This window comes from Niveibacterium sp. (assembly GCF_041909475.1).
GTDB lineage: Bacteria > Pseudomonadota > Gammaproteobacteria > Burkholderiales > Rhodocyclaceae > Niveibacterium.
This window is the reverse complement of sequence record NZ_JAYRDJ010000006.1, coordinates 62,094-83,031: the sequence shown is the minus strand read 5'-3', so window position 1 is coordinate 83,031 and position 20,938 is coordinate 62,094. Positions and strand designations below refer to the sequence as shown.

The 20,938-nt window shown below is 67.8% G+C and carries 13 protein-coding genes; 7 read left to right on the top strand and 6 right to left on the bottom strand.

All coding sequences use genetic code 11. From position 1 onward, the window contains the following. Positions 1 to 262: 262 nt before the first annotated feature. The 4 genes from ACE3P0_RS06640 (at position 263) to ACE3P0_RS06625 (ending at position 4,360) form a co-directional block, all read left to right on the top strand. Complete coding sequence (locus tag ACE3P0_RS06640; protein ID WP_374401112.1) at positions 263 to 1,438, top strand: hypothetical protein; 1,176 nt, start codon at positions 263 to 265, stop codon at positions 1,436 to 1,438. 87 nt (positions 1,439 to 1,525) lie between these two features. Continuing rightward, the gene (locus tag ACE3P0_RS06635; RefSeq protein ID WP_374401110.1) at positions 1,526 to 2,989 is read left to right on the top strand and encodes a wax ester/triacylglycerol synthase family O-acyltransferase; all 1,464 of its coding nucleotides are present in this window, start codon (positions 1,526 to 1,528) and stop codon (positions 2,987 to 2,989) included. Continuing rightward, positions 2,986 to 3,885 (top strand): alpha/beta fold hydrolase, encoded by a 900-nt coding sequence (locus ACE3P0_RS06630; RefSeq protein WP_374401108.1) that lies wholly within the window; start codon positions 2,986 to 2,988, stop codon positions 3,883 to 3,885. Before ACE3P0_RS06635 ends, ACE3P0_RS06630 begins: the two co-directional genes overlap by 4 nt. A 76-nt stretch (positions 3,886 to 3,961) precedes the next feature. Beyond that, a complete protein-coding gene (locus ACE3P0_RS06625) occupies positions 3,962 to 4,360 on the top strand; it encodes a hypothetical protein (RefSeq protein WP_374401106.1) in 399 nt (132 codons plus the stop codon). A 3-nt stretch (positions 4,361 to 4,363) separates the two neighbouring features. Here the strand turns inward: ACE3P0_RS06625 and ACE3P0_RS06620 are convergent, their stop codons facing one another. The 6 genes from ACE3P0_RS06620 to ACE3P0_RS06595 all read right to left on the bottom strand — a co-directional run bounded on the left by ACE3P0_RS06620 (position 4,364) and on the right by ACE3P0_RS06595 (position 13,817). Beyond that, positions 4,364 to 5,422, bottom strand: a complete 1,059-nt coding sequence (locus tag ACE3P0_RS06620; RefSeq protein WP_374401104.1) for an acyltransferase family protein — start codon at positions 5,420 to 5,422, stop codon at positions 4,364 to 4,366. Between the two features lie 108 nt (positions 5,423 to 5,530). Next, positions 5,531 to 6,361, bottom strand: coding sequence for a GDSL-type esterase/lipase family protein (locus ACE3P0_RS06615; protein WP_374401102.1), 831 nt, complete (start codon positions 6,359 to 6,361; stop codon positions 5,531 to 5,533). A gap of 120 nt (positions 6,362 to 6,481) precedes the next feature. Next, positions 6,482 to 6,871, bottom strand: coding sequence for a hypothetical protein (locus ACE3P0_RS06610; protein ID WP_374401100.1), 390 nt, complete (start codon positions 6,869 to 6,871; stop codon positions 6,482 to 6,484). Positions 6,872 to 6,933: 62 nt separating this feature from the next. Continuing rightward, on the bottom strand, positions 6,934 to 8,589 hold the full coding sequence (locus ACE3P0_RS06605; protein ID WP_374401098.1) for a DUF342 domain-containing protein: 1,656 nt from the start codon (positions 8,587 to 8,589) through the stop codon (positions 6,934 to 6,936). A 150-nt stretch (positions 8,590 to 8,739) separates the two neighbouring features. Beyond that, entirely contained in the window at positions 8,740 to 10,095 is a 1,356-nt protein-coding gene (locus ACE3P0_RS06600; RefSeq protein ID WP_374401097.1) for a DUF3999 domain-containing protein, read from the bottom strand. After that, positions 10,092 to 13,817 carry a DUF2339 domain-containing protein gene (locus ACE3P0_RS06595; protein ID WP_374401096.1) on the bottom strand — a complete coding sequence of 1,242 codons (3,726 nt, stop codon included), beginning with the start codon at positions 13,815 to 13,817 and terminating at the stop codon, positions 10,092 to 10,094. The genes ACE3P0_RS06600 and ACE3P0_RS06595 overlap by 4 nt, the downstream gene beginning before the upstream one ends. 183 nt (positions 13,818 to 14,000) lie before the next feature. Here ACE3P0_RS06595 and ACE3P0_RS06590 point away from each other — a divergent pair, with 183 nt between their 5' ends. Genes ACE3P0_RS06590 through ACE3P0_RS06580 form a run of 3 tightly spaced genes read left to right on the top strand, consistent with a single transcriptional unit; the run spans position 14,001 to position 20,883 of the window. Beyond that, positions 14,001 to 15,212, top strand: coding sequence for an urea ABC transporter substrate-binding protein (locus ACE3P0_RS06590; RefSeq protein WP_374401094.1), 1,212 nt, complete (start codon positions 14,001 to 14,003; stop codon positions 15,210 to 15,212). Next, entirely contained in the window at positions 15,209 to 19,345 is a 4,137-nt protein-coding gene (locus ACE3P0_RS06585) for a PAS domain-containing protein (RefSeq protein WP_374401092.1), read from the top strand. The genes ACE3P0_RS06590 and ACE3P0_RS06585 overlap by 4 nt, the downstream gene beginning before the upstream one ends. Next, positions 19,342 to 20,883 (top strand): ATP-binding protein, encoded by a 1,542-nt coding sequence (locus ACE3P0_RS06580; RefSeq protein WP_374401090.1) that lies wholly within the window; start codon positions 19,342 to 19,344, stop codon positions 20,881 to 20,883. Before ACE3P0_RS06585 ends, ACE3P0_RS06580 begins: the two co-directional genes overlap by 4 nt. Positions 20,884 to 20,938: the final 55 nt, after the last annotated feature.

The window sequence follows — 20,938 nt, the reverse complement described above, 5'->3', positions numbered from 1 at the left end:
GAAGGGCCTTGCCCTGCAGCGGCCGGCGCCTTGGTGGGGCGCCCGTTGCCAGGGCGCGCGCATTGTGACAGAGGCGTGACCGCTGACGATAGAGCCGCCCGCAGCGCCCTTGCGCCGGCACAAACTGGGCCGCCGATCCGCCGCAGCCTGCCTCCGGGCGGCATGTCGTGCCGGCAAGCGAGTACTGGCCTTAGTTTTCGCTGCCGCGCCATGACAACGGCGTTGCCCGGTCAAACACCAGAACGGCCCTGAAGGAACCCCGATGCATCGCTTGTCGAACCCGTCGCGTCTCACTTGGCCCGGCCACGCCATGGCCACCCTGCTGCTCACGCTGCTCGCCGCCTGCGGGGGCGGTGGCGGTGGTGAAAGCGCGCCAACCGCGCCCGGCCCGGCCACCCCCCCTACCGCACCGGTCAGTTATCACCACGGCGACACCGTGACGATCAAGGGCGACTTCGGTCTGCAGGATGTGGTGCACAGTTTTCTCGGCGGTGCGGGCGGCATGATCGAGGCGCAGGTGACGGGCGCCTCAATGCCCAACGGCAACGGCTGGCAGTTCAACGATCTCGGCGGCCCGACCTCGGTGGCAATCGACGGCACGCGCGGCAAGGTGCTCTTCACACCGGAAGACAGCACACGTTACAACGCTACGCGGCGCTTCGACCCCGGTTTTGCGATCGGCGAGCAGCGTTACTTCTACAAGGCGCACTGGGTGCGCAACATGATGCTGCTCGGTGGCGCGCCCTACACGAAGAGCTACCAGTGGAAGCATGAACGCATCAACTGGGAAAACTCGGTCACCGACAGCGACTGCCAGATCAAGGTGCACAACTGGCCGACCAGCCAGGGGCCGATCACGATCATCAATCGCGGCGGTGGCGACGACAGCACCTACTGGGGTGGCGCAGCCGCCGACAGCAACGGCGGCTGGGCGTTACTTGAAATCATGGGCTACACCGGCACGCTGGGGCAGCAGGACGGCATGCTGATCACGCGTGTGCACAAGAACGGCCGCACCTTAATCAGCCAGAACCGGCAGGCCGAACGCATCTACGCCGATCCTACGCTGCGGCTGCGCTACTTCGTCGAGCAGAACTACTTCGGCAACTTCGGCCAGATCGAAGACGGCGTCGACAACGCGCTGCCCAAGCCCGATACACGTGAGGTGTATTCCGATGACAGCCGCGTCATCGTCGGCCGTGTACCGGGGCAAGGCTGGCAGCGGGTAGAACTGCGTGACAGCGTCGATCTGCAGACCGCCACCGTGCGTGAGGTGCAGGACTGGAGCGAATGGAACGGCAACATCACGCTGCACCTCAATACCGGCGGATTGGCGCCGGGCGTGCACGCGCTTTACCTCGTCGTGATCGACGGGGTGGATGCTCAGGGTTGGGATCGCGTGATCCACAGCGAGCCGGTGACGGTGCAGGTGGACTGATCAGCCGCGCATGCGGCGCGTGAATCGACTACGCTCGGCGGGCGGCCGCCCAGCGCCGCGCCATCGAAAGGTCGATTCGTGAAGCCCTTGAGCGGACTGGACGGCAGCTTCCTGCATCTGGAGACGCCGGCAACGCCGATGCACGTCGGCGCACTGCACCGCTTCGAGCCGCCGCCGGGTGGCGTAGCACAGTTTCGCGCAGCGATCCGCCAGATGCTGGCCGAGCGCCTGCCCCGGACGCCGGTGTTGCGGCGCAAGTTGGCGACGATGCCGCTGCAGTTCGCCAACCCGGTGTGGGTGGAAGCGCCAGAACTCGACCTCGACGACCACGTCCGCAGCGTCACGCTGCCATTGCCGGGAGGCCTCGCCGAGCTGGAGGCCTGCGTGGGCGAACTGCATGCGCAGCTGCTCGACCGCGAGCGCCCGCTTTGGATGCTGTATGTGATCAACGGGCTCGCCGACGGGCAGGCAGCCTTCTACGTGAAGATCCACCATGCCGTGCTCGACGGCAGTGCTGGCGTCGCGCTCGCACGCGCGCTGTTCGATAGCGAAGCGCAGCCGCCCGCCGAGTCGACGCTTCACTCCCGACACCACCCGCGGTCGAGCGAGCCTTCCGTGCTGAGCCTCGCCGCCACCGCTGTGCGGCACGACGCCGCGCAGTACCTGAAGTTGGTTCGCCATCTACCGGCCGCGGCCCGCCTGCTTGCCGGGCTGACCAAGCAGGCGATCGGCGCGCGCCGCGACCCGCCTGGCGATTCAGCCTTGCGACGCAATCTCGCGCTCGGCCCGAAAACACCACTGAACGTTCAGATCACCGGCGAGCGGCGCTTTGCCGCAATCAGCCTGCCGCTGGACGCCCTCAAGCAGATCGCCGCGGCGCACGAGGCCAAGCTCAACGACGTGGTGCTCGCGTTGTGCAGCGGTGCGCTGCGACGCTACTTCGCGCAGCACGGCGGCATCCCGCAGAAGTCGCTGATCGCGGCGATGCCGATCTCGCTGCGTGAAGCCGGCAATGCCGAGTTCACGACCAAGGCCACGATGGCCGTGGTGAACCTCGCCACACAGATCGCCGATCCGGTTGCGCGCCTGCGGGCCATCACCGACGCAGCCCGCGCGGTGAAGGGGCTCGCCAAACGTGCGGAATCGATCCTGCCGACCGACTTTCCTTCGATCGGCCTGCCCTGGGTGCTGGGCGGGCTCGCCAGCTTGTACGGGCGCAGCACGCTGGCGAACCGGATACCGCCGATCGCCAACCTCGTGATCTCGAATGTGCCGGGCCCGAGCGTGCCCTTGTACTGCTGCGGCGCCCGCATGCTCGACTACTGGCCGGTGTCGATCGTCGAGCACGGGCTCGGGCTCAACATCACGGTGATGAGCTACGCGGGCAAGCTGGACTTCGGTATCACCAGCGCGCAGGCTGCAATGCCGCAACCACGGCGGCTTGCCGAAGCACTGCAGCAGAGTTTCGACGAGCTGTGTGCAGCGCCGCGGCCTGGCGAGGCGCCACCAAGGCCGCGGCGCAAGCGGCGCGTCGGCGGGGCGTCGACATGAGTCGTGTGGCGGCCAACGGTATCGAACTCGAATACCAGTCGCTCGGCGACCCGGCGGCGCCGACGATCTTGCTGATCATGGGGCTGGGCATGCAGCTCGTGAGCTGGCCCGAAGCTTTTTGCGACGCGCTGGTTGCGCGGGGCTTCCGCGTGATCCGTTTCGACAATCGCGACAGCGGTTTGTCCACGCACATCCGGGCGCGCCGGCGGCCAGGGCTGCTGCGCACAATCGTCGGCAGCGCGCTGGGTCTGCCGCCGCGTGTGCCCTACACGCTGGCCGACATGGCGGACGACAGCGCGGGTCTGCTCGACGCGCTGGGCATCGCGCGGGCGCACATCGTCGGCGCCTCGATGGGCGGCATGATCGCGCAGCTGATGGCGGTGCGGCATCCGGCGAAAGTGTTGAGCCTCACGTCGATCATGTCGTCGAGCGGCCACCCGCGCCTGTCGCGCCCCAAACTGCATGCCATGCGCGCACTGCTGAGTAGGCCGGCCGAGCCGGGTAACCCCGACAGCGTGGTCGAACACCTGATCGGCGTCTTCGGCGTGATCGGCAGCCCCGGTTTCCCGATCGAGCGCGAGCAGTTGCGGCGGCAGATCGCGGCGGGGGTGGGGCGTGCCTGGCATCCGGCCGGCACGGTGAATCAGCTGCTGGCCGTCATCGCCAGCGGCGACCGGCGCCGCCTGCTCAAGCGCATCACCGTACCGACGCTGGTGCTGCATGGCGATGCCGACCCGCTGGTGCCACTTGCCGGTGGTCGCGATACCGCAAGGCATATCCGCGGCGCGCAACTGCAGGTGATCGCGGGCATGGGGCACGACCTTGCGCCGGGTGTGCAGGCGATCCTGGTCGACGCGATCGCGCGACATTGCGCGGCAGACGCCTCGCCCGCCTGACACACTGCGCCGCCCGGCCTGCGTGACGGACGCTGTCTATACTCCGCGTATCCACCAACACCTGTCAGGAGCACACATGCAATGGGCTCAGCACGGAACCTACACGCTGGAATGGCAGGGCGACATCCTCGTCACGCGGCTCACCGGTGAGTGGAACGACGTTGCCGCGCTCAACCTGCATCGCGATGCGCGCAGCCTGTGGCAGGCACGTGGGGGACAACAGTGGGGTCTGCTGACGGATGCGCGCGAATGGGGCGGCGGCACGCCCGAGTGCTTCGACGCCTGGTGGGCGTTCTTCGAGGAAGGTGTCGCCGCGGGCATGCTTGCGGCAACCGACGTCCTGCCCTCGATGCTGCATGCGCTGATTGTCAGCCAGCTCGCCGAGCGCGCAAGCCGCATGGTGCGCTACCGCCGCAGTCAGAGCGTCGACGACGCACTCGCCTGGCTCGCCGGCCAGGGGCTGCGCACCCGCTGAGCCTCAGGTGCTTTGCAGTGTGCTGCGCCGCGTCAGGCGGCTCGACAACCAGCGGCGCAGCGGAATGTCGACGCGTCGCTCCAGCAACACCGCGAGCGGCATGAGCAGCGAAATGAAGGTGATGCCACTGTAGGGCGCGAATGCGGGAATCGCGCCCGGCAGCAGATGCAGCACGAGTTCGCCAAGGGGCGCATGCAGCACGTAGATCGGGTAGCTTGCCGCGCCCAGCGCAAGCAGCGTGCGATCGAAACGCGTGGCGGCATCGCGCGACATGCTGAGTACTGCAAGCGGAAACAGCATGCACACCGCCGCGAGATCCACGATCGCATTCAGGCGGCCCATGTCCGGCGACAGCATCACAGCGCTGACCGCGGCAAACGCAAGCCAGGGTGAGCCAGCGTGGCGGGCGATCTTGCTCAGGGCGCCAGCCGATCGAAACAGCAGCACGCCAAACGCAATGCCGAATACGGCACGCGATACGCCCAACAGCAGCGAGGTCTCCGTGAATGAAAAGCCTGCGTCCAGTGTGCCCATGCGCAGCGCCATGCGGGCCATCACGGCGGCGGAAACCAGCAGCACCCCAAGCAGCACTCGCGTGCTCAGAACGCGGTGGAAGAGCGCGTAGCCGAGGTTTGCGACCAGTTCAAAAAACAGCGACCAGTAGGGCCCGTTGAGCGGGAACAGAATCGCATCGCGATGCGGCGGCGTTGGCAGGAACAGCGCCGTCATCGTCGCGGCCAACCACAGCGAGCCGCCAAACATCGGCGCCGGTTTGTCCGACGCGCTCCAGGCGAAGACCGCTAGTACTAACGAAAGCAGGAACATCGGATAGAGGCGGATCAGGCGAACCAGCATGAAGCCGCCAACGCTCAGCACACCGTCGCGCAAGCGCCGGTCGTAGGCGCTGGCGATCACGAAACCGCTCAACACGAAGAACAGGTCTACCGCGAGATAGGCTCGGTAGATCTCGAAGTTCCAGAAGGCGTCGGTGTGCCGGGTGAGCACCAGCAGGGCCGCGACGCCACGGATGCCATCGAGAAAGACATAGCGCGCGTTTGCCATCGAGAGTCCCGTCTCCGAGCTGTGGCCCGCCCGGCGGGCAGAGCAACGGCGGATTCTAGCGGGGGGCGTTGCTACCCGCCGCGCGGTAATTCCTCGCCCGCCTCTTGTTCAGCGTGCGCTCAAGCGCTCCAGGGTGCCGCGTATCGCGCTGAACCACGCGTCGGCCAGTTTCGCGTTGCCGGGCCCCTCAGGGCGCAGGTGGACCCCGTCTTCCGCGAGGTCGTCGACGCTGACCGCGTCATGCGTTGCTACGCTGTGCAAGTGCGTGTCGAGCTGCATCCGCGTGACGAGACCCTGTTGAACGAGGGCGTTGAAACGGATGACGCGGCCGGCGAGCTGCGGGTCGCGCAAGGGCAGTGTCGAACCGACGAAGAGCTCAGCCTCGGGCGCAAGTTCACGGATGCGGTCGATCAGCGCGAGCAGGTTGGCTGCGATTGTCTCGTCGCCTTGCGTGTAGAAGACGTCGTTGGTGCCGGCGAGCAGCAGGATCACGTCCGGGTGTTCGGCGGCCAGCCAGTTGCGCACGTTGCCGGCATCCAGGCTGTTGCGGCGGCCGTCGCGCAGGTCGTACGACGTCCAGCCACCATGACCTTCATGGTTGGGGTCGGGCAGGCCGTTCGAGGTGTTCGTCAGCGATCCGACGAAGTTCACCGGCAGCTTCGCTGCGATGAAGCGGCGGTAGAGCTCGAAGCGGTAGCCGCCGTAGCTCGAAGGCCAACCCTCGGTCAGCGAGTCGCCGAGCGCCATTACACGCACGCCACTGTTGAGCCAGGTGGGCGCCTCAAGCGGCATGGTTGCGCTTGGCTGCTCGCCCGTCGGTTCCGACGTGCTACCCCCGCAAGCGCTCAGGCCGCATAGCGGCAACAGCAGGCCGATCAGCGCGAGCCGCGTCGCCGAGCGTTTCAGTGCCTGCGCGAGCAAGACCAGGTCGTGTGCCATGGGGGGTATCCGGAGCGGGTTGAGGAAACCCTTTGTACCGGGGGTGACGACATGTCGACTTCATCCAGCGCAAATGCCGATGACATTGTTCTTGCTGGCGCGGTTGCCGCGCCGTGCGGTTCAAATCATCAGCCGCCTGATCGAACCACTGACCGAGACCAGCTGGGCTGCGTCCATGCGCTGGATGATCTTGCGGATCACTGAGCCCATCACCTGCTGCGCACCGGCGAGTCCAAGGTTGGCCGACTGCTGCACGATGAAGCCGGCCTTCGATTCCTTCAGCGGTTGCATGAAGAAATAGTCCATGCCGCTATTCATCAGTTCGACGACGAGATCGGCGAGCGCGTCGCTATGCTCGCGTGCGTCGTCAGCACCTTCGATGCGGCTCAACAGATCGAGCGTCTTCCGGCGCAGCGCATCGGAATGGTAGAAGCGCAGAAACGGCTGCTCCGGCGCAGCCTCTGTCGTGGCCGGCGGCGTTGCCGGTTTGCGTTTCGGCGAGGTGCTCATGGCTCATGATCATACGCCGGGGGCGAAGGTGCTGCGCATCGCCGTCGCCGCATGAGGCCACTTCAGTCCAGCGGCGGTTCGTCGAGCGCGAGCAAGCCCAGCCGGCCCTCGCGGTCCAGCCCCACCGCGCAGGCCTCGTACTCGCGCGGCACGCGGAACTGGTGTCCGGCCAGGTGAACCTCGACGGATTCGTAGATCTTCTGCGTGGCGATCACACGCGCGCCGAGCGACAAGGCGACCTTGCGGTTGATCTCCTCGTGCTGCGCGCGCAGATCCGCAATGGCGGCGGCGATCGCAGCCGCCGTGTGGCGCGCTTTTTCGACAGTTGCCTCCGGCAGCCGACCCGGCTGTTGCCGCGCGAGCGCGAGCAGTTTGCTGACTTCCAGCAGCTGCGTTTCCTTGGCGTCGCGCTGCTTCGTCAGTTCCAGCATCTGCCTGTGCATCGCCGGGTTGATGCCCAGCTCGATCACCGTCGCGAGACGTTGCGGGCTGCCGACCTCCTTTGCGGTGAGGCTCAACGTCGCCTGATGGCGGCCGCCGATCAGGCAGCCATGCTTCTTTCTGCCGACGACGATGTGGTTGGCGGCGATCAGTTCGCACTGGATCGCAGCGTCGTCGATCACGATGCAGTTGCCGGCTTCGATATGTGCGTTCTGCGCGTAGCCCGCTTCCACACTCACGGCCGCGCGGGTGACCGGTGCGCCGCTGCTCTTGCCATCCTTGCGCCCCAGCGCGCCGATGATGCCGCCACGCACCACCACGTTGCCGCCGGCTTCCAGCGTCGCCAGCTCGGCCACGCCGCCGACCTCGATGTCGCCGGTAGCGCTGACCGTCATGCCCGACTCGACATCGCCCTTGATCTTCACGCTACCTTCGAAGCGGATGTTGCCGCTCGTCATGCTCACCGACTCGATCACCAGCACCGGCTCCACGATCATGCCGTCGTGCCGCAAGACCGGCTGACCCGTGATCGCAGCCACGAGAAGATCCGGGTCCTCTGCGCTTCGTTTCGTGCCCGGCAGATCTGCGCCGAACACAACGGCCTTGCCAGGTTGCGCCGGTACGATGGCGCCGGTGAGCGTACGGCCGGGCGTGCCGGCCGTGGGTGGTATCCGGCGCATCAACGCGTCACCCGGATGCACGACCAGCAGATCGCCCAGATCGCGATAGTCCACCTGCCCACTTTCGCTGACCTTCGGGCTGCGGGTACGGGGCTGCGCCTGGCAGGGTTCCAGCGCGCCGTCGACGCCATGCTCCGGCGCCAGGCCGCGCGCGATCACCACGCCATCGGCCATGCCCGCCGCCAGCGCCTCTGCCAGCGCGGCCTGATCAACACCAGACTGAACGCCCAACTCGGTCAGCGCTGTCAGCACTGCTTCGGCGAGCACCGGCGCACCCCCCTCGGCGGGAGTCAGACTCAACCGGGCAAGCATCTGGTCGTCGCTCAGCGCGACCCTGAAGCTCGCGTCGACGGCCTCGGCGATGCACAACGCCTCGACTGCTGAACTGGTCTGGTCTGCCGCGAGCAGTGTTGAGAGCGCCTCCGGCAGCACGCGAAGCGCGCCCCAGCCTTGCGCTGCGAGCGCGGCTCGCAGTGCGTCTTCGGTGAGGGGCGTGGCCGCCTCACCCGGGGTGAAATCGACCAGCACTGCCCGCTTCGTTTCATCGAAATGCAAGCTCAGCGCCGTGCTGCCCTGCTCAGCGGATACGTCGCCCATCAGTGGCCTCTGATCCGGATGTCACGCGGTGGCTAAACAGCATGCAGCGGCGCGCCGCGAAAGGGAAGCCGAATCGGAGAAAGCCACCCGCCGCGATTGCGTGAACCGCCTATCGCGGCAGGCGCTGTACTTCCGGCGGGTGTCGAGCGGCTACTTCGTTTGCTTCACCAGCGACCACGCCATGCCACCCATCACGGCAACACCCGCGACGAGCACCGCCCACAGCACCCATTTTCGCGTGCTGGCCGGGGCGTCAGGGGTGGGGCCGCTGCCGTCGGCGGCGCTGGCCTGGGGGCCGAAGCTGATTTCGGCGTCGGCGATCTTGGGCGCGCCGGGCTGGCCGTAGCCGGGCACCAGGGTGTCGATGGCGAGCGCTGCCGGGGCGATGTTGGGCTTGCCAAGGGCGAGGGTGTAGGGCGCCGGGCCGTGTGTGAGGAAGACGAGTTGTTGCGGTGTGAGCCCGAGTTGTAGCGTGGGCGCGGTGCTGCCGAGTCCACCGCTGCGCGGGTCGGCGTGCAGGCGCAGGTGCTGGATCACGCTGTTGCCGAGCGCGATGTCGGGCGAGGTGCGGTCGGCGCCGTCGCCAGCGAGGCGATAGACGACGCCGCCGGCGATACGCCGCCACGGCGCGCGCTCATCGTTGCGGGTAGCGACTTCAACCGGCGCCAACAGATTGCCGGGCGGCAGTGTGATGCGCAGTTGCTCGGCGCGGATCGGCGTCGGCAGCTTCAGCACATAGTCGCCCTTGGTGTCGCGCTGGGCTGGTGTTGCGCCGGTCCACACGATCGCCGGCGCTTCGGTATGTGCCTCGCGGGTGACGAGCTTCACTGCGGCAATCGGCACCGCTTCGGCTGGCTCCCGCCACAGCACGCGCAGGTAGCGCGCGCCGGTCTGGCCGAGTTCGATGCGCTCGCGGCGGATTTGCTCGTTGTTGAAATCGAGCGCTGCCAGCACGGCGTCGGCCTGCAGGCTCTGCCACCGGGTGAGATCGTCGCTCGCCTCGACGCTGACGCGGTGAAAGCCGTTGATGCCTTCGCCGAGCGTGATGTCCAGCGCGGCCAGCGCTGCCTCCTTGCTACCGGTGTCGATCAGGTAGCCGCGCAAGGATTTGCCGGCTTTGCTGCCGGATTGCTCGCGCACCGACACCACGGTGCCGCTGGTGTCGCGCCGCACATCCACTTGCAGATCGCCGAGCCTGGCGCCGGCTTCGCCGTGCAGCGGGAACCACCGTAGCGCACGTTGCTGTTCGCTGGCGCGTGTCTGCGGCGGCGTGTCGATCAGCGCGAAGGGCACGGCTTCGCCGTTGGCGTTGAAGACGCGCAGATCGCGCAGGTCCGGTGAGCGGGCCGCGAGGTAGGCGTCGATCGGCAGCGTGAGCCGTGCGTATGGCGCGGTCTCGTTGACGCGGATGCTGGCGCGGGTGGTGAAGTCCGCCGCTTGCTCAGCGGCATGGGCTGCGCTGCAGCACAGCAGTGCGAGCAAGGCGGTGGCGATACGGCGGCTCATGATCCGGCCCCTTCCTGCTGGTCGTTCTGTTTCGGTGGCAGCGGCGCGAAGTAGCCCACCACCAGTAGCAACACGCCCACCGCGATGAAGGACACGATACGCGCGAGTCCGCCGGTGTTCGAGAGTTCGATCAGGAACAGCTTGGCGACGACCACGCCGATCAGCACCGCACCGATCAGCCAGCGCAATCGGTGCTGGGCACGGTGCCCGCTCACCATCAGCGCCAGCGCGGCGATGCTCCACGCGATCGATAGACTCGCCTGCAGCGTCATCGAGGCGAACAGCGCCTGCGATTCAAAGGGCACACCGGCCCAGTGATGCACCGCTCGTGCCACACCGCAGGTATAGACCAGGAAGGCGAGCGCGCCGAAGCTCGGTCGCAGCAACTGCTGTACGTCGTCGGCCAGCTCGACCCGCGCGAGCCAGCGCCACACTGCGATCAGCACGATGCCGCAGGCGATCTCGAGCGGGTTGGCGAGCGGCAGGTAGGGCAGCGGCGCGGCTGAGCCGGTCGAATGCAGGTTCGCCGCCATCACCCACAACATCATCAGCAGCGCCACCGGCGTCGCGACCAGCGTGCGGTAGGTGGTTTCGTGTGCGCCAAAGGGCCAGCGCTGTGGCCAGTTTTCGCGTGCAGTCAACACGAGGTAGGCGGCCGGCACCAGCGCCCAGCCCAGCCAGCGCCATGCAGAACGTTCGTCACCCAGCTCAGCGAATAGCGCGCGCGCTGCTAGCGCCAGCACGGTCAGCAACAGCCATGCACCGAGCGCATGGGCGAATCGGATGCCGATCGCCGGCCACGGCGCGTCGTCACCCTCGCCGAGCAGGCGCAAGGCGAGCAGATGTGCGAGCAGCATCGCGGCCCAGCCAGCACTGGCGAGGTTGGAGAAGGGCGCGTAGGTGCCGTGATAGGCGGCGGCGAGTGCGAGCCAGCCAAACGGCGTGAGTGCGAGGCACAGGTTCGCCAGCGTGGCCCAGACCCAGCGGCGTGCCGCGAGCGTCCACAGGATCGCTGTGGCGGCGATCAGGCCCAGCGTTGCTGCATGATGCTGGGTCGGCGCAAGGAAGCGCGTGATCTCGCCCAGCCAGGCATGGCCCCACCACAGCGCGCCCCACAGGAGCCCCAGCAGCGAGAGTTTCGGTGCGATGTCGGCGAACTGCTCGTCGCCGCGCTGTTGCAGGCGCCACGCGGCGACCCAGGCCGCGAGTGCGATCACCAGCGGCACCAGGAAACCGGCGTGACGCAGTGGTGACAGATCCGGGTCGGTATGCAGCGCGACGTGCGGCCACACCTGCAGCAGGAAGGCCGCCGCCGCCGCCACCTGCAAGGCGATGCCGAACCACATCGCCACGGCCTGCCGCAGCGAGACTGCGAGCCAGAGGATCAGCACGCCGCTGAGCGCCCACACGCCGCTCGCCACCCGCCAGGGCAGCACAAACAGCACCGCAAGGTTGATCAGCGCGAGGCCGAAAACGAGGAAGAGCCCCACGCCCGCCGACAGGCCCGGCAGCGCATCGGCATGGCGCGTCGCGAGGATCGTGCTGGCAAGCACCGTGAGGCCGATCAGCCCGCACACGACGAGGCCCGACAGGCCGGCTGCAAAGACCTGAGCGCCGTCGGTCGCCGCACCATGGTTGTTGGCGAAGAACACGATGCCGGCGGCCACCTGCACCAACATGCCGGTGAGTAGCGCGGCGCGATCGGCAAATCGCAGCGCGGCCCACACCGTCGCGACGCCGGCAATCGCCCAGGCCACCGCGGTGGTGGTGCTGCCGGCAAGCATCGGCGCCAGCAGGTAGGCGAAGACGAGTCCCAACACCGCGAACAGCGGCTTGAGCACGGCGTCTGCGGGCGGATTGTTCTGCGCTGCGGCCATGCGGGCGACGCGCCAGTTCGACAGCAAGGCACCCGCCAGCATCAGTGTGCCGAGCCACGAACCGGTGAGCACGGGGCCGGGGTCGGACGTGCCGCCACTCAGCGTGCGCAGGAAGAACACCGTGGCGCCAGCTTGCAGCAGCAGCGCGAAGGCGCGCGCCAGCGTGCGTTGCTGGCGATGGCCCAGCCAGTAGATGCCGGCGCCTTCCACCGCCCACGCGGCGGCAGTCCATTGGTCGTCGAGTGCGAGTGGAATCGCCAGCGACGCGAAGATCACGCCCAGCGCGAGGAACACTTCCACCAGCAGCAGGTTGCGGATGCGGTCTCGCCCGAGCAGCGCGCGCGCGAGGATCAGGTAGAAGGCGCCCAGCGCAAAGGCGCTGAAGGCCATGCCGTATTCGATGTGGCGGATGACCGCGACCTGCAGGCCAAAGCCCACCAGCGGCACGCCGAACAGCAGGGTGCCGTCGATCGCGTTGGCGTGCGCGAGCGCCCCGCGCAGCAGCGCCCCACGGTCGCCGCCATCGCCGGTCGGTGATACCCACTCGGCCATGCGTCGGCGCGCGAACAGCAGCGCAATCGTCACGTACATCAGGAAGAACGCGACGAGGAAGGGTTCGGTGCTGGCAAAGAGCTCCGGCTGGTAGCTGCGCAAGCCCCAAGCCGTGCCGATCAGGAAGGTGCCGGCGAAGCCGACCAGATTGAGCACCCGCCAGGCCTTGAACCAGGCAATGCCCAGCACGCCGGCGTTGAGCAGCAGGAAGTAGGAGAACAGCGCGACATGGCTGCCGCCGCCGGTGGAGGCCAGGATAGGCGCCGCAAAGCCGCCCAGCGTGCCGGCAATCGCCAGCGAAGCGGCGTCCTGCTTCACTGCGAGCAAGCCGGCGAGCACCGCGATGGCCACCATCAGCGCGAAGCCGCCCTGCATCGGGATCAGCGGATGCAGCCGCATCGCCGCGAAGGTAGTGAGGTACATCACCGCCACCGCCGCGCCCTGCAACAACAGGCCATACGGCCCGTTGCGCGCACGTAGCCGCCAGCCGATCACCAGCAGGCCGAGCGCAGTGGCCGCTACGCCCGCGTAGCGGAACTCGATTGGCAGCGTGGTGCGTTCGGCCGCGTAACGCAGCAGGAAGGCCAGCCCGAGGAACAGCAACACGATGCCCATACGCACCAGCGTGTTGCCACCGAAAAGCCAGGCACGCGCGGCGTCGAAGGCGCGTTCGATGAGATTGGGGCCGGCCGGTTCGGTAAGCGCTTCTTCCGCGGTTTCGTTCGGCGGGGTGGCGTGCGCGGCCGCCTCGGGTACTTCAGGCGCCCAGGCCGGCGTGGGCTGACTGGGCGCTGCCGTGGCCGGCTCGGAATGGGCTTGTTCCGCCGGTGCGGTCTCGACGGCCTGAGCGGGCTCGGAAATTGATGCCGCCTCAGGCGCGATGACCGCGGCCACCGGCTCGGCGATCACGTCGAGGGTCAGTGCCGGGGTCTGCTCGCTCGCGTCCTCGGTGGTGCGCTCGGCGGTGTGCGTGGCGGCGCTCACCGCCGATTCGGCCGGCGCTGCAGGAGCTTCGGCCTCTGCTGATGCGTCCTTGCGGGACTCCAGCGCCACGAAGCGCTGATGGATCGCCAGCGTGACGCGGTCGAAGTGCTCTCGCAGGGCCGCCTGCGCTTGTTCGCTGGCTTCCAGCTGCTCGACGAGCACCTCTAACCGCTGCGTCAGCGACACCACCCGACCGGCGAGAAAACCGATCAACCCGCCCAGTGCCGCGCCCAACCAGCCGCTCAGGTCATTGGCCAGTGCGGCCACGAGGCCCAGTACCAGGCCGATCAGCATCAGCAGAACACTCACAGCATGCACTCCCATTCCGGGCGACGCGGCCGATACGCCGCACGGCGGGCAGTCTCCCACAGGCCGGCGCGGGCCAGCGTGAGCGAACACGCGGTCGGCCTCAGATCGTGACGTGCCGCGGCAGGTTCAAGCGACGGCCCCGACGGCCGTAATTGCTGGGAACGACCTGCCCAAGCTGCCACCATGCTCCGGCGATACGCCCTCCTTGCTTTCTTGCTGATCTGCATTGCGGGCGTCGTGCTGTGGACGCGGCATAGCCCTGCGCCGACGCCGATCCGCATCGGCGTGCTGCATTCGCTGAGCGACACCATGTCGGCGAGCGAACGGCCGCTGGCCGACTCGGTGCAGATGGCGGTGGCCGAACTCAACGCCGACGGTGGTCTGCTGGGCCGGCCCGTCGAGGTGCGCGTGGCGGACAGCCGTTCCGACGCCGAGCAAGCGGCGCGTGAGGCGGAGCGACTGATCACGGCAGAGCGCGTCAGCGCGCTGTTCGCATGCTGGACATCGGCCTGCCGCGCCGCGGTGCGACCCATTGTCGAGCGTCATCACCACCTACTGTTCTACCCGGTGCAGTACGAGGGCATGGAGCAGTCGCCCAACATCCTGTACACCGGCCTCGCGCCCAACCAGCAGATCGTGCCTGGTACGCACTGGATGCTCGAGCACTTCGGCAAGCGCGTGTTCCTGGTTGGCTCCGACTACCGATTTCCGCGTACCGCGAACCTGATCATCCGCGATCTGGTTGAAGCGCGTGGCGGCGAGGTCGTTGGCGAACACTACCTGCCGCTGGGCAGCCGTGATTTCGCCGATGTCATTGCCGAACTCGCTGACGAACGACCGGCGGTGGTGCTCAACACCCTCAACGGCGACAGCAACGCAGCCTTCTTTGCCGCGCTGATCGCGGCGGGGCTGTCCGCGCAACCGGTGATGTCCTTCAGCGTGGCTGAGCCCGAGATGCGCGCCTGGGGCGGCGAGCGGCTGACGCGGCACTACGCCGTCTGGAGCTACTTCCAGTCAGTCGATACACCACAGAACCGGCGCTTCGTTGCGAACTGGCGTGCGCGCTTCGGCGCCGATCGGCCGACCAGCGATCCAGTCGAAGCCGCTTACATTGGCGTGAAGCTCTGGGCGCAGGCGGTGCGTGACGCGGGCAGCGACGACCCGGTCCGGGTCAATGCCGCGCTGCTGCATCAGTCCGTCGGCGGCCCCTCGTCGATCGCAGCGGTCGATTCGGCGACGCGGCATCTGTGGAAGCGGATGCGCGTCGGACATGTGTTGCCGGATGGCCAGTTCGAGCAGGTGTTCGCGTCCGACTACCCGTTGCGGCCCGCGCCGTGGCCCGCGTATCGCAGTCGGGAAGCCTGGCAGCAAATGCTGGAAGGGGCGGCGCCGTGAGTCCCGGTCGCATCCTGCCGCGCCTGATGCTGGGCTTTCTGTTGCTCTCGGCGTTGCCGGTCGGCGGCCTCGCATGGTGGGCCGATACTGCCTTCGAGCGCACCCTTACCGCTACCGTGCTGACTCACTTGTCTGCCATCGCCGACAAGAAATCAGACCAGATCAACAGCTACCTTGAAGAGCGCGTGGCCGATAGCCGGGCGCTGGCCAACTCGCCGACGGCGCAGCATGCATTGAGCGTGCTGCCGTCACTGCTCGCCAGCACCGAGGCAACGCAGTACCAGATTGAAGCGGCGCGCTACCGCGAGTATTTCCTCAGCGTGCAGGACAACGTCGGCGGCTACGATCTGCTGCTGACCGCCGCCGACGGCACCGTTGTGCTCTCGGTGCTGCATGAAGCCGATTTCGACAGCAACCTCGATACCGGCCCTTACCGCGACAGCATTCTTGCGCATGCGCACCGCCAGGCTCTTGCGCTGCTGACGACCCAGGTCACGCCGGTGGCGGCGTATGCGCCGTCGGGCGGGCGGCCGACGGTCTTCATCGTGTCGCCGGTCATCCGCGACGGCAAGCCGATCGGCACCGTCGCGCTGCAACTGTCGCTTGAACACCTCAACGCCGTGGTGACCGACGCAACCGGGCTTGGCCAGAGCGGGGAGACCATCGTTGCCCAGCGGGAAGGTGACAAGGCGCTGTACGTGGTGCCGCTGCGGCGTGTGCCGGACGCCGCATTCCGCCTGCGCCGCCCGCTCGACAAGCTGGGCGAGCCGATGCAGGCCGCGATCCGCGGCGAGCGTGGCAGCGGCATCGCGCGCGACTACGCCAGCGTGCGTGTGGCCGCCGCATGGCGTTACCTGCCGGCGCTACGCTGGCACATGGTGGTGAAGATCGATGCCGATGAGGCTTTTGCGCCAGCCACGCAGTTGCGCACGCAAAGCCTCACCGCGCTTGCGCTGATCGCGCTGGCGGCCCTCGCAATGTCGGTGGTGCTCGCGCGCAGCATCGTCAATCCGATCCGCCAGCTGCTCGGCGCCACGCAGCGCATCGCCGCCGGCGACCTGCACGAGCGCGCACCGCTGGCGGGCAGCGGTGAATTCCGCGAACTTGGCGCGAGCTTCAACCGCATGGCTGACCGGCTTGCCGACGAACAGGCCCTGCTGGAGCAGCGCGTCACCGCGCGCACCCAGGAGCTGGCGCACAGCAATGCGCGCTTCGACGATCTGGTGCGGCGCATCTCGGCCGGCATCTACGCGTTTCGTGTCGGCGCCGATGGCAGCAGCGGTTTCGACTATGTCAGCCCGCGTTTCTGCGAACTGCTGGACGTGGATGAGGCCGCGATTGCGCGTGATCCGCTGCTGCCCTTCTCGCGCACGCACCCGGCCGATCTCACCGAGTTGATGCGCAAGCAGGCCGACGCGATCGCGACACTGAAGCCGTTTCGTATCGAGAGCCGCTTCGTCGTGCGCGGCGAGGCGCGCTGGTTCCGCATCGAGTCCGACGGTACGCGGCTGGGCGATGGCGGCAGCCTGTGGAACGGCGTTGTCACCGACGTCACCGAACGCAAGCTGGTCGAAGCCGCCGAGCATGAAAGCGAACAGCGCCTCGCGCTGGCCACCCGCGCGGCGGGCGCCGGCATCTGGGACTGGGACGTCGTGGGCGACGTGCTGCTGTGGGACGACACGATGTTCGCGCTTTACCACGCCACGCGCGACGAATTCTCCGGCGCGTATGAGGCCTGGGTGACGCGCATGCACCCGGACGACCGTGCGCGCACCGAGGCCGAACTGGATGCCGCGTTGCGCGGGGCGGGCAGCTTCGATACCGAGTTTCGCATCGTCACGCCGGATGGCGAGGTGCGCCACATCCGCGCGCTGGCGGTGATCGTGCGCGCGGCGGATGGCACGCCGCTGCGCGCGGTGGGCGTCAATCGCGATGTCACCGAGGCGCGGCGTCAGGCGGCGGCGCTGCGCAACATGGTCGACGAGCAGACGGCGATCTTCGAATCCGCATCGCTTGGCATCGCGCTGCTGCGCAAGCGCGTGGTCGAGAAGTGCAACCGTCGTCTTGAGGAAATGCTCGGCTACGGGCGCGACGAACTGATCGGGCGCACCACGCGCGACTGGTACCTTGACGAGGCTGCTTACGTGGCCGGCGGCACGATCTACGCCGAGTTGGAGACCGGCGGCATCCACCGGCGCGACCAGGAACTCAAACGCAAGGACGGCAGCCGCTTCATCTGCTCACTGGCGGGGCGCGCGATCGATCCGAACGATCTGACGCGCGGTACCGTCTGGCTGTTTGAGGACGTCACACAGGAACGCCAGCTTGCCGCCGAAATGGCGTCGGCGCGCCGTGCGGCGGAAGCGGCCAACCGCGCCAAGTCCGAGTTCCTCGCGAACATGAGCCACGAGATCCGCACGCCGATGAACGCGGTGCTGGGGCTGACCGAACTGGCGCTCGACGGCGAGCTTTCCAGCGAACAGCGCGAGTACCTCAACACCGCGCTCGCCTCGGGCCGGACCCTGCTCGGGGTGCTCAACGACATCCTCGACTACTCCAAGGTCGAAGCCGGCCAATTGCAAATCGAACAGATTCCGCTGCGCTTCGGCGAACTGGTACAGGACGCGGCCAACCTGTTTGCGGCGCGTATCGAGGAGCGCGGCCTCGGGCTGCGAATCGAAATTGCGTCCGCGCTGAGCGATCCGGTGTTGGGCGATCCGCTGCGCATCGCGCAGGTGCTCAACAACCTGATTGGCAACGCGGTGAAGTTCACCGAGCAGGGGCAGATCGCACTGAGCGCCGCGCCGGCGCCCGCTCGCGCGGACGGTACGCCCATGCTGCGTTGCTGCGTCGCCGACAGCGGCATTGGTTTGTCCGAACACCAGATCGTCCGCCTGTTCCAGCCGTTCACGCAGGTTGATGGCAGCATCACGCGGCGCCACGGCGGCAGCGGTTTGGGGCTGGCGATCTGCAAGCGGCTGGTGAATGCGATGGGGGGCGAGATTGCGGTGGAGAGTCGGCCGGGCGAAGGGGCGCGTTTCAGCTTTACGCTGCCTGCGGTCCCCGCCCAAGCCTTGCCGGCGCACTGGCCTGTCGCGGCGGCCGCGGCGTCGCCGATCCCCGTGACGGCAACGCCCCGCTTTAACGGCGCTCATGTGCTGCTGGTGGAAGACAACGCGCAGAACCAGCAGGTGGCGGAGGGCTTTCTGGCCCGGCGGGGCATCACGGTCACGACGGCCCATAACGGCAGCGAAGCGGTGGAGCGGGTTGCCGCGCAGCGCTTCGATCTGGTGCTGATGGATCTGCATATGCCGGTGATGGGCGGGCTCGAAGCCACGCAGCGCATCCACGCGCTGCCGGGTTGCGGCGGCCTGCCGGTGGTGGCGATGACCGCGGCCGTGCTGTCGGAAGACCGGCGCCAAAGCCTTGAAGCAGGCATGGTCGACTTCGTTGCCAAACCCATCGAACCTGCCCTGCTCGATCAGGTGCTGTTGCGCTGGCTGCCGCTGGCCGGGCAGGCCGCAGCGCCGTCGGATGATGGGGATGCGCCGCCGCTGCCCGGTTTCGATCTCGCGGCGGCGCTGTACCGCCTTGGTGGCGACGCGGCAAACCTGCGCCGCCTGCTCTGCGAACTGGCGGACGACTGCGCCGGCGCGGCCGACGCGATCGACGCATTGCTGGCCGATGGCCGTGTTGGTGATGCGCTCGGCCGCCTGCATGCCATCAAGGGGGCCGCCGGCAACCTCGGCGCGGTCGCGCTCGCGGGCAGCGCCGCGGCGGCCGAACAGGCGCTACGCAGCGACGGCACGCAGCGGCCCGGCGCTGATTTCGCCGCCGCGCTGCAGACTGCGGTCGCGGTGATCCGCGCGCATTTCGACGGCCACGACACCGTGCCAGGCGAGCGCGAACTGCCGGGCCTGCGCGATGCGCTGCGTGCCTTGCCGCCCTATCTGGAGCGCCGCGAACTGGTGCCCGACGCGCTGATCGAGACCTTGCGACAGCTCTCGGCTTACGATGGCCCAGGTGAACCCTTGCGCCGCCTGCTGCGGCAGATCGATCATTTCGATCACGACGCTGCGCTCGCGACGGTAGCGCAACTGCTCGCGACCCTGAATCCCGAGGTGTCTGCATGACCCAAGGCGAACACGACAAACCGCTCTTGCTGCTGGTCGACGATCAGCCCGCCAACCTGCATGTGCTGGCGGCGTCGTTGAAGCACCACTACCGCATCAAGACGGCGACCAACGGCCGCAGCGCGCTCGAGCTCGCAGCGCTGGCGGATCGGCCGCAGCTGATCCTGCTCGACGTGATGATGCCGGAGCTCTCCGGCTTCGATGTGCTGCGGCGCTTGCGTGAAGGTGCAGACACGCATGACATCGCGGTGATCGTGGTCACGGCCGATACCAGCGAGGCGAGCCAGCTCGAAGGCCTGGAACTGGGCGCCGACGACTTCCTCACCAAGCCGGTCTCGCCGGGCCTGCTGCTCGCTCGGGTGCGCAACCTGCTGCGACGCAAGGCGGCCGAAGCGCGTTTCCGCCAGGTCGTGGAGTTGATGCCGTCCGCACTGCTGATCGTCGATCAAAAGCGTCGCATCCGCTTTGCCAACGGCATGGTGCAGGCCCTGCTGGGCTATGCGCCGTCGATGCTGGTCGGCGAACAGGTCGACGTGCTGATTCCGCCCGACCAGGTCGCGCAGCATCGCGAGCGTGTCGCCGAATACTTCGTCGCAGCGTGCCCGCGCCCCATGGCTCAGGGCCGCGCGCTCGAAGCGCGGCGGCGCGACGGCAGCACCTTTCCGTGTGAGATCGGCCTTAGCCCGATCCCGGGTGATGACGGCACCAGCGTACTGGTGTCGATCTTCGATACCAGCGAGCGGCGACAGACGGAGGGGCGACTGCGGCAGATCAACAGCGAACTGGAACAGCAGGTGATGCAGGCGGAGAAGCTCGCGTCGCTGGGCCGTCTGGTGGCCAACTTCGCGCACGACATCGGCAACCCGATCGGCAACGTCACCGCGCTGGCCACCTCGCTCACCGGGCGCATCCGTACCGTGCGCGAAGGGGTGAAGAGCGGCGCGCTGCGGCGTTCCGATCTGGAGGCCTTCCTCGACACCAGTGAGGCCTCCACCACCATGCTGGCGAGCAATCTTGGGCGCGCCTGCGAACTGCTCGAATCCTTCAAGCAGATGGCGCTCGATCAGGCGACCTCGCAACAGCGCGAGATCGACCTTGCGCAGTGGGTCGAAGAATTCCGCTACACGCTCGCGCCGATGCTGGCCCCCGGCAAGCACCGCTTCGTGCTGGATCTGTCGGCCGGCCTGCGCTTGCATACCAGCCCGGGGCCGCTCGGCCAGGTGCTCGCCAACCTCGTCTCCAACGCGGTGACGCACGCCTTTGAGGGGCGCAGCGGTGGCACGATCCGCATCTCGGCATCGCGGCAGCCATCGGGCGCAATCGAGCTGTGCGTTGGCGACGATGGCGTGGGCATGCCGCCGGCGCTGCTCGCGCAGATCTTCGAGCCCTTCTTCACGACCAAGGCTGGGCGGGGTGGCACCGGGCTGGGGCTCGACATCGTGCGTTCGATTGTCGAGAACACGCTGGGCGGGCAGATCTCGGTGCGCAGCGAGCCCGGCACCGGCAGCAGCTTTGCGGTGACGCTGCCGGCGGCCTGAACCGCCTCAATGGCCTGAGGCCGCAAGCTGCGGATGCCTTTCCGCGCGCGGGGTG